The 13852-nt window shown below is 54.9% G+C and carries 12 protein-coding genes and 1 riboswitch; of the genes, 1 reads left to right on the plus strand and 11 read right to left on the minus strand.

The genetic code is table 11. The features are described from left to right. Positions 1 to 60 precede the first annotated feature (60 nt). The 4 genes from rpiB to AC0YOB_RS18605 form a co-directional block, all read right to left on the minus strand. A complete protein-coding gene (rpiB, locus tag AC0YOB_RS18590; protein ID WP_475794041.1) occupies positions 61 to 528 on the minus strand; it encodes a ribose 5-phosphate isomerase B in 468 nt (155 codons plus the stop codon). A 131-nt stretch (positions 529 to 659) separates the two neighbouring features. After that, a riboswitch (ZMP/ZTP riboswitch) is annotated at positions 660 to 742 on the minus strand. Positions 743 to 829: 87 nt separating this feature from the next. Beyond that, a complete protein-coding gene (locus AC0YOB_RS18595) occupies positions 830 to 1411 on the minus strand; it encodes a low molecular weight protein arginine phosphatase (RefSeq protein WP_475769598.1) in 582 nt (193 codons plus the stop codon). A gap of 29 nt (positions 1412 to 1440) precedes the next feature. Then, positions 1441 to 2001, minus strand: coding sequence for a manganese efflux pump MntP (locus AC0YOB_RS18600; RefSeq protein WP_210039070.1), 561 nt, complete (start codon positions 1999 to 2001; stop codon positions 1441 to 1443). Between the two features lie 88 nt (positions 2002 to 2089). Further along, positions 2090 to 3208 carry an L-threonylcarbamoyladenylate synthase gene (locus AC0YOB_RS18605; RefSeq protein WP_475794042.1) on the minus strand — a complete coding sequence of 373 codons (1119 nt, stop codon included), beginning with the start codon at positions 3206 to 3208 and terminating at the stop codon, positions 2090 to 2092. Positions 3209 to 3461: 253 nt separating this feature from the next. Here AC0YOB_RS18605 and AC0YOB_RS18610 point away from each other — a divergent pair, with 253 nt between their 5' ends. Further along, positions 3462 to 4913, plus strand: coding sequence for an MDR family MFS transporter (locus AC0YOB_RS18610; RefSeq protein ID WP_475794043.1), 1452 nt, complete (start codon positions 3462 to 3464; stop codon positions 4911 to 4913). A 117-nt stretch (positions 4914 to 5030) separates the two neighbouring features. Here the strand turns inward: AC0YOB_RS18610 and spoIIR are convergent, their stop codons facing one another. The 7 genes from spoIIR to AC0YOB_RS18645 form a co-directional block, all read right to left on the minus strand. Further along, on the minus strand, positions 5031 to 5759 hold the full coding sequence (gene spoIIR, locus AC0YOB_RS18615) for a stage II sporulation protein R (protein ID WP_475794044.1): 729 nt from the start codon (positions 5757 to 5759) through the stop codon (positions 5031 to 5033). A gap of 365 nt (positions 5760 to 6124) precedes the next feature. Further along, the gene (locus tag AC0YOB_RS18620; RefSeq protein ID WP_475794045.1) at positions 6125 to 7303 is read right to left on the minus strand and encodes a N5-glutamine methyltransferase family protein; all 1179 of its coding nucleotides are present in this window, start codon (positions 7301 to 7303) and stop codon (positions 6125 to 6127) included. 75 nt (positions 7304 to 7378) lie between these two features. Then, the gene (gene prfA, locus AC0YOB_RS18625) at positions 7379 to 8446 is read right to left on the minus strand and encodes a peptide chain release factor 1 (protein WP_210039074.1); all 1068 of its coding nucleotides are present in this window, start codon (positions 8444 to 8446) and stop codon (positions 7379 to 7381) included. Positions 8447 to 8559: 113 nt separating this feature from the next. Next, positions 8560 to 9924, minus strand: a complete 1365-nt coding sequence (locus AC0YOB_RS18630; RefSeq protein ID WP_210039075.1) for an MFS transporter — start codon at positions 9922 to 9924, stop codon at positions 8560 to 8562. Positions 9925 to 9957: 33 nt separating this feature from the next. Beyond that, complete coding sequence (locus AC0YOB_RS18635; RefSeq protein WP_475794046.1) at positions 9958 to 11172, minus strand: MFS transporter; 1215 nt, start codon at positions 11170 to 11172, stop codon at positions 9958 to 9960. A gap of 99 nt (positions 11173 to 11271) precedes the next feature. Further along, positions 11272 to 12372 (minus strand): redox-regulated ATPase YchF, encoded by a 1101-nt coding sequence (gene ychF / locus AC0YOB_RS18640; protein ID WP_475794047.1) that lies wholly within the window; start codon positions 12370 to 12372, stop codon positions 11272 to 11274. Between the two features lie 180 nt (positions 12373 to 12552). Next, the gene (locus AC0YOB_RS18645; protein WP_475788816.1) at positions 12553 to 13791 is read right to left on the minus strand and encodes a molybdopterin-dependent oxidoreductase; all 1239 of its coding nucleotides are present in this window, start codon (positions 13789 to 13791) and stop codon (positions 12553 to 12555) included. Between the last annotated feature and the right edge of the window lie 61 nt (positions 13792 to 13852).

Consider the following 13852-nt stretch of genomic DNA (forward strand, 5'->3'; position numbering starts at 1 on the left):
GCTACCCTCTGAAATAACAATCGCCGGAACGGCAGCTTGCGCCGGATGGCAAAAACAGATTCAAATTACAGTTGAGGGAGAAGACGCATTTTCTTCAAGCTTCATGACCTTGCCGATCCTGCCAACATGACGCTGCTCCTCCGAGAACGGGGTTTCCAGCCAGATTCGGACGATCTCCTGGGCAAGCCCGGGTCCGATAACGCGTTCTCCCATCGCCAGCACATTCGTATCATTATGCTCACGGGTTGCCTTGGCCGAGAAGGTATCGTGCACAAGTGCGCACCGGATGCCGGCCGTTTTGTTGGCCGCTATTGACATGCCGATTCCGGTGCCGCAGACCAGAATTCCGCGTTCCGCCTTCCCGCTTGTTACTCTTTCGCAGACAGGAAGCGCATAATCAGGATAGTCCACGGATTGCTCGCAATTGCAGCCGACATCTTCGATTACATGACCGAGCGACCGGATGAAGGAAGCGAGCTCCTCCTTGAGGCGGTAACCGCCGTGATCGGCGCCGATGGCGATTTTCATAACATATAATCCTCCCGGTTTGACCGCCTTGGATGGCGAAAAATGTCGATGAATCATGTTACTAGTATACCTGAAATCATGCTGAAATCGCCTGGAAGACGAAAAAAGAGCATGACATGCTTTCGCACGCTGCTCTTTGCCCAGGCGACCGGCCGTATGATCTGATGCTCCACCGTGGTTTGATCCACTTTAGTCGCCAGTTACATCAGAAACCGTCTTAGTTGTTTTTATCATAACGTATTGCCTGTTGAAAATCAATCATCGAACGTCAGGGGCTGATGCGGATATTTTGTAAACGACCTTATCGGGAAGGGCCAAGCTTATCCAGCAGCTTCCTCAATGCATCCTCGATCTCGTCGGCGCTGCGCTTATACATCTCCATCGACCCGCCAAAGGGGTCGGCTATGTCAAAATCGGGAATCCGCTTCTCAAGCTCAAGCAGGCGGTCGCGCTCGGCACTGGTCATCTGTTGGCCAAGCGCCTGCTTCATCTGCCATTCCGTGTAAAGGCCCTCCAGCTCCGAAATATCGGCCAAGACCTTCTCGTCGCAGCCGACGAATTCCTTGAGTGTATAAGTTTTATCCACCGCTTGTGGGAAGCGCTGCAGCAAATTGCGTTTATGGCTTGTCGTCATGGTCAAAATCAGATCCGCCCAAACGACTGAACCGCCATCAAGCGCTTTGGAGCCGCCAGTACATGAAACCTCCCTTTGACGCAGCACGCCCACAGCATTCGAAGAAACAGGAAGTCCATCCACCGTGGACACACCTGCCGAGCGTACCTCCAGCTGCCTGCCCTGCTTTCTCGCAAGCTCCTTAAGAATGGCCTCCGCCATCGGGGAACGGCATGTATTGCCGGTGCAGACGAACAAAATCCGTTTCATAGCACTCGCACTCCTTTTCCTCAAATTATTCAAAATAAAACAAGCAGCCCGAACGTGAACAAAATAACACCGCCCAGCGCTTCCCCGTACTCGCCCATGCTTGAACTGACCCGCCGTCCGATGAGCAGTCCAACCGTGGACATGATTCCGCCGAAGAAGCCGAACAGAAGCACCGTGACCAGCACATCCGCCGCAAACATGCCCAGTGAAATGCCTACGGAAAATGAATCAATGCTCACGCTGAGCGCAAACAGCAGCATCCCCCAAACCGTGCTGTGATCAAGGGATTCCACGGATTCGCCACGCAGGGAGCTGTAAATCATGTGGCCGCCCAAGAGCAGCAGCAGCACACCGGCGGCGGATGAAGCCACATCTCCGAGCAGGGAACTGACGTATTTACCGGTAAGCATGCCCATAAGAGGCATTATTATATGAAACAGCGCGATAACCGCACTTAATTTAAGAATATCAACAAGCCGAATACCCTTCATTCCTATACCGACCCCGAGTGAAAAAGCGTCCATCCCAAGAGCTATCGCCATAAGTAACAGCGTCAGCAGTTGTCCGGCATGCATACCCGCTTCGACCATTCTTTTTCCCCCTTGTCCGCATTCTTTTCCAGCATATGCGGACAAGGGGTTAAACATGACCTGTAAAAGCGGCAGCCCGGGAAGGGCGTTATACGCGGATGATCTGCTGGGCAGCCGCTTTGGCAAGCCGGTTCATCAAGGCATGCCCGATGCCGGCCTCCGGACAGGTCTCCGCCCAAATTCGGCTCACGCCGAGATCATCAAATGAACGCAGGGCTGCATATAAGCCCTGAGCCGCCTGCTCCAGATCGCCGAGGCTGCCGATGACCAAAACATGATCGGCATCGAAGCGGTCGGCATGCTCACGGAACGCGAGCACTCCCGTACGTTCACCTTCCGCCCGGGCATTCCGGCTCTGCTTGCCGATATAAGCGGCAACTTCGTCAATGCCGCCCTGAACCAGCTGCATGACTCCCCTGGGCGCATAATGGGCATACTTCATTCCTGGGGATCTCGGAGCGATGCCGGCTGCCGGGTATTCATGCGCTCCTGATGCAATGAAACCTGGGCAGCGTTCCTGTCCATTATCATGAGGGGCGGCAGCTATATCATATTCGACCTGCGCCCCCGCTGCGCGCAGCGATTCAGCTGTTATCCCGCCTGGTCGCAGAATCCGTACAATACCGCCTGGTTCAACCTGAACAACCGTCGACTCCAGTCCCACGCCGGCCGAACCTCCGTCAATAACGGCATCAATCCGTCCGTTCAGATCATCCAAAACATGCGTCGCTTCTGTCGGACTGGGGCGGCCCGAGCTGTTGGCGCTGGGCGCCGCAACCGGACACCCGGCAGCCGTGATCAACGCCAGTGCCACGGGATGCGCAGGCATCCTGACGGCAACGGTGTCCAGCCCTGCCGTGACATGCTCCGATATCGAGGCCCTCTTCAGGGGCAGAACAATCGTAAGCGGCCCCGGCCAGAAGCGGTCCATCAGAAGCTGGACCATCTCCCCGCAGGGAGCGGTAAACGAATCAAGCTGCGCAGAGTCCGAAATATGCACAATGAGCGGATTGTCCGAAGGTCTTCCTTTGGCTTCAAAAATTCTGCTTACTGCATCGTGATCCAATGCGTTGGCTCCGAGCCCGTACACCGTCTCAGTGGGAAATGCCACCGTTCCTCCCTGACGGAGAGTACGTGCGGCTTCTCTGATGATCTTATCGTCGGGGCTTGCGGGATCGACATGATACACCTTGGTTTTGCTCGTCATTATGCAACCAATCCTTAGACGTCAATTAATCATTTTTATTTCTTCCATTATATCATACATGGCAAGTTTCACATCCTCTCCGATATCCGGCGTACTATGGAATCTTTTCTGACATCTATTAGGAAGCTATGCGGAAAATCATGTAATTTCCTTTGACTTTAACCTTTTGCGGATGTATGATTACTACGATTATTTATATATAAATTCAGATATATCAGCTTCGCATTTTTACATGCGCAATGGAGGATTACAGATGCAGACAGAAGAAGCCAAGCAGGTCCGTTTCCTGCCCATTATGATTGCCATTTTCTTCGGCAGTTTTATTTCTACGCTCAGTGTCAGTACGATTAACATCGCCATTCCTGTTCTGCAGGTTGATTTTGCTTCCGACCTGAACACCATTCAATGGACACTGACAGGTTTTATGCTTGCCATGGGCACATTTGCCCCGATCAGCGGTTATTTCGGCGAACGGTTCAGCTATAAATGGCTTTATCTCGTCTCCCTGCTGGGCTTCACCATTGCCTCCGCCTTATGCGCGCTGGCATGGAGCGCCCCGTCGCTCATCGCATTCCGTATTTTGCAAGGGGCCTTCAGCGGTCTCATCATTCCAGCTACCATGTCGATTATTTATCAGGTCATCCCCCGCGAGAAGCAGCCGATCGCAGTCAGCTTCTGGGCCATGTCGGCCATGCTGGCTCCTGCAATCGGACCAACGCTCAGCGGCTGGCTGCTTGACAATCTCACCTGGCAGTGGCTGTTCTGGATGAATGTGCCGATCGGCATTATCGGTGTTCTGCTCATCCTTCCATTCATCCCCTACTACAGGCTGAATGTGCCCAAGTCCTTTGATCTGATCGGTTTTGTCACTGTTATCGTCAGCAGCTCCTCGCTTCTGGTAGCCTTATCGCAAGGCCATGCCTGGGGGTGGTCATCGACAAAGGTGATCAGCTTGATCGCAGCCGGTTTCGTGTTTCTGGCCCTGTTCATCTGGCGCGAGCTCACTGCACAGACACCGCTCTTGAATCTGAGGGTATTCGGCAATGCCCGTTATACGATTTCATTGATTACCATTTGCATCATCACAATCAGCCTTTATTCAGGAACATTCCTGACTCCAATCTTCCTGCAAAACATCCAGCATGTCACGCCGCTTGATACGGGGCTGATTCTGCTTCCGGCTTCGTTGGCCATGGCCATACTGACCCCTTTTGTGGGCAAGTTTTACAGCAAGTTCGGTCCCCGCGTTCTGCTTATTATCGGGGTCGTGCTGATGGGTGCGGGAACGCTGCCGCTCAGCTGGCTCAGCGTTGACATCCCCCACGGCTATATCGTCTTCTGGATGATCGTGCGAAATTTGGGGATTGCCTTCGCCATGATGCCGGCCAGCAACTCCGGCATGGAGCAAATATCGCCGCAGCTGAGCGGACACGCCTCGTCGATCAGCAACTGGCTGCGCAATGTATTCGGCTCCTTCGCTATTGCGATTTTCACGACCTTGCTGGCGTCGCATTCGGCCTCGCATGCAACAGATATGGTCAATGCCGGTTCGACCGATCAAGTCGGCATACAGATGATGTCCTTTACAATGAGCGTAAACGATGTGTATCTCATCGCCACCATTATCGTATTGGTCGCACTGCCGATTTGCCTGTTCATTCCCAAGCTGCGCCCGGATAAGCTCGCCCGCAAACAGGCGGCTTAACTCTTGCTGTAGGCGGGTCTTATAGTGCAAAACAAACAACAACCTCCTTCGGCAGAAGGGGGTTGTTGTTTGTTTGCGGATGTTCCGGACCGGGACTAGCCTCTAAGAAAGTCAGCCTTAGCTGAACAGGTTTTTGAAGAAGTGAACAATGGACTGAATCAGCTCCCATATGAAGAACTTTACCTCGGGGGTATCGGCACCCGTTTCTTTCGCTTCGGTGCCGTTCGACTGATCGGTACCGCCTGCAGTGCCTGTCGTCTGCACATTGCCGCCCTTCGGGGCATCTTTGTCGACAGCGGCGGTGACGGCCGATGCCGCTGGTGCCGACGCTTCTCCACTGACCGCATCCACGAAGCAGAGCGGCGGGAATAAGACGCACCACCAGTTTTGACCTTCAGCCTTGCCCAGTGAAATCCGGAGCGCTTCGTAATTGCCCGCAGGGTAAACATCACTGCCGTATATTTTGGTTGGAAATGGCACACTGCCAAGCTCCGCTTTATAGTCGTAAGTGAATCCGCGTTTATGCAATTCATTAGCTATGACCCGTTCGATGTCGCCCATATGCGAGAGGATCGTGCCCCGGGCTTCTTCAATCGTTTGCGGGCTGGTTACCCATTGATCGATTTCGGCGACAACGGCGTCGCGGACATACCGCTTAACCGCCTGATCTGCCGCGCTGTCGGAATTGGCCAGAATACGAAGACGAATGGATTCCTTGGGAATCTCACCGCCTGCAATGGCTGCATCTGCACGCTGGCTTTCCCAGCTCATAATAAGAATGATAATGGCAAGAAACAAGTAACCATAAGAAGGGCGGTAAGGAAAACGGGAATAAGGACGGATCATAACGTTAAGCTCCTTTTCGTCACCCGTCGGTGCGCTCGGCTTTACGTTCCGGAACGATCATATCCCTAAGTATGTCCACTCTGGCAATCTTTAAACCTAGCAGCCGGAGAATAGAAAAACTAGAATTCGAGCACAAATATAAAACGCATGGAGCCCTCTTCGAGGATGGAAGCGCAGCGTTGGATTCAGGGATCATTCGGAGCCGGCTATGCATGAAACCTATATATTTCGGTATGCCTAAGAAGTATAAGATCTTGCTCTTCCCTTCGATACACACTCCATAAATAAAAAAAAGACTCTAGTAACGAAAGAGAAATATCTCTTTACGTTACTAGAGTCTGCCTGTTATAACAGCTTTTCATACCTCATACTCTGTTGTTCACGGCAATCACATGCCGTTCAATGCCGGCATAATCGTCAATGATCCGAACCTCGTCCCATTCGCCGAGCTGTTCCAGCAGTCTTGCAACCTCACGGGCTTGGCCCATGCCAAGCTCGAAGGCAATAATCCGCGGCATCTGTGCCAGCCGCGGAAGCTGCTCCAGCATACGGCGGTAAGGGTCAAGCCCGTCACCGCCGCCGTCCAGCGCAAGCCGGGGTTCATGGTCCCGAACCTCCGGCTGCAAGCCCGCGATGTCTCCGGCCGGGATATACGGCGGGTTGGAGACAAGCACATCGATCCGCAGCCCGGCGGGGTCATTCTCCCCGCCGGGAGCGCCAGGCTCGCCCTCGCGCCGCAGCCGGAACGGCGCGAGCAGGTCGCCCTGCACGAACGCCATGCTCGCCGCTGCGCCATGGCGCGCCGCGTTCGTGCGGGCGACCTCCAGCGCGTCCGGCGACAGATCGGACGCGCTGACGCGCCAGAGCGGACGCTGCACCGCAAGCGTCACGCCTATGGCGCCGCTCCCTGTGCCGACGTCAAGGACCGTCGGCACACCTGCGCCGGCTGTGCGGCTGGCTGCCAGCGCCGCTTCACCAGCCCTGATCCCGCTGTTCGCCTCAGACACCGCTTCACCAACCTGCCGTGATTCATCTCCGGCCACAGCACCGATTTCTGACGGCCCCGCACCGGTTGTGCGGCTGGCTCCAGCCTTCACTGCAGCTTCGCCACCCTGCCCCGCTCCACGGCTGCCAGCTCCGCTCGCCTCCGGCCACAGCCTGTCGGCCTCGGCAAGCACCGCCTCGACGAGCAGCTCCGTCTCCGGCCGCGGGATCAGCACGGCCGGCGTCACAGCGAACGGCAGGCCATAGAACCACTGCTCGCCGATCAAATACTGCGCCGGCTCGCCGGCTGCCTTGCGCGAGATCAGCGATTCCCACTCCGCCGAACGCTCCACCGGAAACGGATCCCGCCAATCCCGCAGCAGTCCCGCCTTCTCCAGGCCGAGCAGGTGCATCAACAGCAGCTCGCTGTTGGACCTTGGCTCCATAATCTCATGCCTCTCCAAAAACAAAGAAGCCTGCAAGCAGGCTTCTCCAATGGTAAACAGCCGGTCCGCTTCTCCCATCCGGAAGTCTACGGGGCCATTCATGCTGCGCTCCATAATCCATTAGCGCCCCTCTCTATATGCCGTCAGCCTCACGCCTTGATGCGGCGGTCAAGCCGGTTTCACGATGAATCAGCTGATTTGCTCGATCAGCTCTGCTTGAGCCGTTACCGTGAGGGCATTGATGATTTCACCCATATCGCCGTTCATAACCGAATCCAGCTTGTGCAGCGTCAGGCCAATCCGGTGGTCGGTTACCCGGCTCTGCGGATAGTTGTAAGTACGGATCCGCTCGCTGCGGTCGCCGGTACCCACTTTGCTTTTGCGCTCGCCGGCGTATTTCGCTTCTTCCTCCTGGCGGCGGATGTCGGAAATGCGCGCCCGGAGAACCTGCAGCGCCTTGGCTTTATTCTCATTCTGCGACTTGCCGTCCTGACACTGCGCCATAATGCCTGTCGGCACATGAAGCACGCGGACAGCCGACTTGGTCGTATTAACGGACTGCCCGCCGGCGCCGCTGGAGCAGAACGTATCCACCCGGATATCCTTGTCGAGAATTTCAATCTCCAGCTCTTCCACCTCAGGCATAACCGCAACGGTTGACGTGGACGTATGAATCCGTCCGCCCGACTCTGTTACGGGAATACGCTGAACCCGGTGCGCGCCGCTTTCGAATTTCATTTTGCTGTATGCGCCCTTGCCGTTGATCAGGAAAATAACCTCTTTGTAGCCGCCCAGATCGCTTTCATTGGCTTCCATCAGCTCCACGCGCCAGCCTTGGGAATCGGCAAATTTCATATACATCCGGTACAGATCGGATGCGAACAATGCCGCCTCATCGCCGCCTGCCGCGCCGCGGATCTCCACAATCACGTTCTTGTCGTCATTGGGATCCTTCGGCATAAGCAGAATATGAATGTGATCCTCAAGCGCTGTCTGGCGCTCGGACAACTCTTCGATCTCCATCTTCACCATTTCGCGCATTTCATCGTCGAGCTTCTCGGCCTGCATGGCCTTCGCATCGTCGAGCTGCGCCGATACTTCCTTGTATTCCGTATATGCTGTGTAAGCGTCCTGCAGATCCGACTGCTCCTTGGATAAGTCGCGCAGCCGCTTGGGGTCGCTTGCCACATCCGGATCGCACAACAGCTCGCTTAATTTATCATACCGGTCTGCGAGTGCCTGTAAACGGTCTAACACATTCATTCACCTCTACATGTAATAAGATTTCGCTGATTGTTGTCTTATTATTATATCATAACGCGGGGCTTTCCATAAATGTGACTTTAACTAAATATTTTCAGTGTCCAATTTCAAGGAGAAATGGATCCTTGCCCCGCCGGTTTTGCTTTGGCCTCCACGGCCTGCCCCTGCACCCGGATCATCAATGAGCTAGCCAAGGCGATCAGGCTGACGATAAAGCCGTAGGCGAACATGTGGGAGAAGCCTGTCATCAGATCGGCATTCTTCGCCAGGAAGGCACCCATTATCGTCACCCCGACAGCCGTCCCGATATTGCGTGAAAATATTTGCAGAGAGGTGGAGACGCCTTTTTGCTTGCCATCCACCAGCTGCTGCGAACCGATCATGGAAACGGCGGACAGCAGGCCGAAGGAAAGGCCCATCAGCACCGAGCCGGCAAAGGTGAACCAGAATCCCGAGGCCGGGGAGAGCTGCAGAAACCAGATGCCCGAAGCCACGAGAATGGCATTGCCGGCGATCATCAGCCAGCGGTAGCCGAAGCGCCCGATCCACTTGCCCGCAGGCACGGACATGGCCATCCAGCCCACTGACATGCCCAGCATCGCCACACCGCTCATAAACAGCGAATAGCCATGCTTCTGGAGAAACATCGGCAGATAGCTGGCGCCCCCGAATATCGACGCATAAGCCAGGAAAGAATTCAGGTTCATCCAGGCAACCGGCTTATTGCGGAACAGGTTGAGGGGAACAATGGGCGAAGCCAGCTTTTTCTCATACTTGTAAAACACAATAAGCAGCAGCACGCCCGCCGCTCCGGATAAATAGAAGAAGGTGCCGATGTCGACCACGGTCATAAGAAGCAGCAGACTGATTCCGGCGGTAAAAACCAGCGCTCCCGTATAGTCCACTTTGGAACGCTTGGGTTCATACACTTCGCGATACGGCAGCAGCAGCAGAACCGAAAGCAGGCAGATCGGGATATTGATGTAAAAAATCCAGCGCCAGGTGGCGTATTCCACAAACATGGAGCCGAGCAACGGGGCGAGTACAGCCGATATTCCCCACATCGCGGTAAATAAAGCCTGGATGCGCCCCCGCTTCTCCACCGTGAACAGGTCCCCTGCGATAATCATCGGAAAAGGGTTCATCACCCCCGCGCCGATTCCCTGGACAGCCCGGAAAATGACGAGCTGCACCATCGTATGCGCACTCCCGCACAGGATGGAGCCCAGCATAAATAAAATAATACCGACGGCAAACACTTTCTTGCGTCCGAAGATATCGGAAATCCGGCCCGCAATCGGGGCCATGACGGTCGAGAAAATCATATAGCTTGCAAAAACCCAGGCATACAATTCAATACCGCCCAGCTCCTGGGCAATAATGGGCATCGTCGTATTGGCAATGGTGGAATCCATCGAGGCGACAAGCATCGCCATAACAATGCTGGCCAGCACCGGTATCCGATTTTTCATTGAGCAGCACCTTCTATTGGAGGAATAAGGAGCTTAAGCATACAACTGTTTATCCTTGGGCAGCAGAATCGCCAATATCCCGAGCAGCGGCAGGTATGCGCACAGCTTCATAATGAATGCAATCGTCGTCGCGTCGGCGATCCAGCCCAGCACAGCCGAGCCCAGACCTCCTATGCCGAAGGCCAGGCCAAAGAACAGACCGGAGATCAGACCCACCTTCCCGGGCATCAGCTCCTGCGCATACACCACAATAATGGAGAAGGCGGAGGAGAGAATAAATCCGGCAAGCACGCATAACACACCGGTCCAGGTCAAATTGGCGTAAGGCAGTAAAATCGAGAAGGGCGCCGTCCCAAGGATCGAGAACCAGATAATATTTCTGCGGCCGAAACGGTCCGCCAGAGGGCCTCCAAGGAATGTTCCCGCCGCTGATGCAGCCAGAAAGGCAAACAGGAACCACTGCGCATGCTTCACTGACACGCCGTAATAATCAATCAAATAAAAGGAATAATAGCTGGAAATGCTCGACATGTACACATGCTTCGAAATGACAAGGAAGACCAGAACAATAACTGCCCACATCACCTGCCGGGAGGATAGGCCTGTCGGACGCAGCGGCTGGACGCCGCTCCTGGCTTTCTTGCGTCCGGGAACGTTCTGATCGCGATACCAGCGGGCCACATAGGTCTGGATGATGATTGCGGCGGCGGCAACAAAAGCAAACCAGATGACGCCATGCTGACCCACTCTGACAAATATCACCGCTGTCATAATGGGACCTAGGGCGCTGCCGATATTGCCTCCCACCTGGAAGATCGACTGCGCCAGACCGCGCTTGCCTCCAGCGGCCAGATAAGCCACTCGGGACGACTCCGGATGAAAGACAGCCGAGCCCACGCCGATTGCAATAACGGCTAGCAGAATAACGGAATAATGCGGAGCCAGCGCTAAAGAAACGATCCCCACCAGCGTGAAGCAGACGCCGATGGGAAGGATATAGGGCCGGGGCTTGAGATCAGCGGCATAGCCGACCGCTGGCTGCAGAAGCGAAGCCGTCATATTCATCGCGAATGCGATCAGACCGATCTGCTTGTAGCTCAAATCGAGAGAATCCCGGAGAATCGGGAACAGTGCGGATACGGTCGACTGCATCGAATCATTCAGCAGATGGACAATGCTGATCGCAAATAAAATTGGAAATACCGTTGCAGCCGCGGGCTTGGTAAGTGGAGCTGTAGAGGTTGCCATGGTTTAACTGTTTTCTCCCCTTCAAACGATACGAAGGAAGGACCCTTTTAGACTTCAGGCCCTTCCTTCATTCGAAGATAATGTCGGAGTCCTCAGGTCCTACACATTGAAACGGAAATGCATAACATCTCCGTCTTTCACCGTATAGTCCTTGCCCTCCAGGCGAAGCTGGCCTTTCTCCTTCGCCGCATTCATGGAGCCGGCATTCGTCAAATCCTCATAGGATACGACCTCGGCCCGGATAAAGCCCCGCTCAAAATCGGTATGAATGACGCCCGCTGCCTGCGGCGCCTTCGTCCCTTTGCGAATCGTCCAGGCACGAACCTCCTGAACCCCCGCTGTAAAATACGTGTAGAGCCCCAGCAGCTTGTAAGCTGCGGCGATCAACCGGTTGAGCCCGGATTCCTGCAGGCCCAGCTCGTCGAGGAACATCGCTTTATCCTCGCCCTCAAGCTCGGCGATTTCCGCTTCCACCTTGGCGCTGATCGGCACCACCTCGGCGCCTTCGGCTGACGCAAATTCGCGGACGAGCTTCACATAAGGATTCTCATCCGAATTGGCCGCTTCGCCTTCGCTTACATTGGCCGCGTACAGAACCGGCTTAAGCGTCAGCAAATGAAGCTCACGGATCAGATACAGCTCTTCTTCGTTCAGCTCGATGCTGCGCGCAGGCTGATCGTTATAGAGAGCCTCCTTGACCCGTTCGAGCACCTCAACCTCCTGGGCAACCTTCTTGTCGCCGCCCTTCATGTTCTTGCGGCTGCGGTCGATCCGCCGGTCGACGGAGTCGATATCCGCCAGAATCAGCTCCAGGTTAATCGTCTGAATATCGCCGATCGGATCCACCTTGCCGGAAACATGGGTAATATTATCATCCTGAAAGCAGCGCACGACGTGAACAATCGCGTCCACTTCGCGAATATGGGCCAGAAACTTGTTGCCAAGCCCTTCCCCTTTGCTCGCTCCCTTCACGATGCCTGCGATATCGATAAATTCGAATGCTGTCGGCACCGTTCTGTTCGGCACCACCAGCTCTGTCAGCTTGTCAAGACGCACATCCGGCACTTCCACGACGCCCACATTGGGATCGATCGTACAGAACGGATAATTGGCGGACTCGGCGCCAGCTTGCGTTATCGCATTAAACAACGTTGATTTCCCGACATTCGGAAGACCAACAATACCTGCATTCAAAGCCATTGCTGTACACCCCTGCTTTCGAAATAAACATTTCTCAGGTCATTATACCCGATGCGGCAGGGGAAGAAAAGAAAAAAGGGAGGAGGCCCGCCGCGCATAAGCGGCTTTCCTCCCTCCCGGGTTGAAGCTTTTCCATTCGTTGTCTGCGGCCTCTTTCACGAACAGGAACAGGTTGTCTGATCAGACCCAGGCGTCATTGGAGTAGCCCCGCTGCTCCCAATACCCGATATGTTCATCGGGGATGAGTTCAATCCGGTTGAGCCACTTGACTGATTTGTAGGCATACATTTTCGGCACAATCAGACGGACAGGCCCGCCCAGATCGCTTGGGATCGGCTTGCCGTCGTGAAGCACGGCAACCATCACATCGTCCATATCCGCCTGCTCCAGCGTCAGCGAATCCGTATATACTCCATCTCCGGAATAAAACTTGACGTTCTTCGCCTGCTGCTGCACACCCGCTTCCTTGAGAAACTGCTTGAGCGGTATCCCTTCCCAGGTATTGGAGTAGACGGACCAGCCGGTTACACAGTGAAAATCGCTCACCTGCACTTTGCGCGCCAGCTTCACAAACTGCTCCCAATTGTAATTCATCTTCTTGTCAACCAGTCCGTCCACGGCAAATGACCAATTGCTGTTATTGAAGGAGGGAATCTGCGTCACCGTGTACACGCGGAACGAACCTCGGCCTCCCCCGCCCGTGGGCGGAAGCGATGCGGGAAGCGGCTGGGGTGCGGGAATCAGATTGTTGGCATCGGATTCCACCAGCTTCTCTATGTCGGCTCCCGTTCCGATGGAATTGCCGACCCAACGCAGGAACGAAGGACCCAGCGTGATGGCAAGACCTGCTCCAATCGCGGTCTTAATGAATGCACGCCGGGAATAAAGCGCTCCAGGGGAAGCAGCCGGGTGGATTTCCTTCTCTTTATCCGGCTTGCCGCTCTTCACCGTACGGCGGTGCGGCTCCTCCTTGAGCCATTTCGCACGCGTGATGGAATGATAGATAATATAGGGAAGGCCGATCCATGTGAGCAAATCATGCACCAGCAGAGCTCCGTTGGACCATCCGGGACCGACCAGCCTGAACTGCCAGAGCAGCAGGCCCGACAGCAGCCAGCCAACGAGCAGCGCCAGCACCACAATGACGTTGGCCCGCTGCGACGACTTGCCCCTCAGCTGCTTCCAATGCTTGCCGGCCAGCAGCAGATAATAGACAACCGGAAGCAGCGAAGCAATCCCTACGACGATATGAATCCAGCGGATCCACACCCTTCCTTCACCCAATATGCCGCGCCAAAAACCGCCAAACAGCAGAAGTCCGGAGATCGTCAGAATGACAACAATCCAACCGTTCCATGCATGCAGCGCGTGAAGCTTCTTCCCGTAGCCCTTACGCAGTGACGCCAACCAATTGCTCATGCGTTCCTCGCCTCCCGATCGTGATTCCAACCGCTGTTGATCCTGCATTCTTATACAAGCA

It is taken from the genome of Paenibacillus sp. JT31N17 (genome assembly GCF_056269255.1).

Bases quoted from the DNA above. Each gene is read 5' to 3' on its own strand.
- rpiB (WP_475794041.1), bottom strand. From the start codon at position 528: ATGAAAATCGCCATCGGCGCCGATCACGGCGGTTACCGCCTCAAGGAG.
- ychF (WP_475794047.1), bottom strand. From the start codon at position 12,372: ATGGCTTTGAATGCAGGTATTGTTGGTCTTCCGAATGTCGGGAAATCA.
- AC0YOB_RS18645 (WP_475788816.1), bottom strand. From the start codon at position 13,791: ATGAGCAATTGGTTGGCGTCACTGCGTAAGGGCTACGGGAAGAAGCTT.
- AC0YOB_RS18635 (WP_475794046.1), bottom strand. From the start codon at position 11,172: ATGGCAACCTCTACAGCTCCACTTACCAAGCCCGCGGCTGCAACGGTA.
- AC0YOB_RS18595 (WP_475769598.1), bottom strand. From the start codon at position 1,411: ATGAAACGGATTTTGTTCGTCTGCACCGGCAATACATGCCGTTCCCCG.
- AC0YOB_RS18605 (WP_475794042.1), bottom strand. From the start codon at position 3,208: ATGACGAGCAAAACCAAGGTGTATCATGTCGATCCCGCAAGCCCCGAC.
- AC0YOB_RS18620 (WP_475794045.1), bottom strand. From the start codon at position 7,303: ATGGAGCGCAGCATGAATGGCCCCGTAGACTTCCGGATGGGAGAAGCG.
- AC0YOB_RS18630 (WP_210039075.1), bottom strand. From the start codon at position 9,924: ATGAAAAATCGGATACCGGTGCTGGCCAGCATTGTTATGGCGATGCTT.
- AC0YOB_RS18600 (WP_210039070.1), bottom strand. From the start codon at position 2,001: ATGGTCGAAGCGGGTATGCATGCCGGACAACTGCTGACGCTGTTACTT.
- spoIIR (WP_475794044.1), bottom strand. From the start codon at position 5,759: ATGATCCGTCCTTATTCCCGTTTTCCTTACCGCCCTTCTTATGGTTAC.
- AC0YOB_RS18610 (WP_475794043.1), top strand. From the start codon at position 3,462: ATGCAGACAGAAGAAGCCAAGCAGGTCCGTTTCCTGCCCATTATGATT.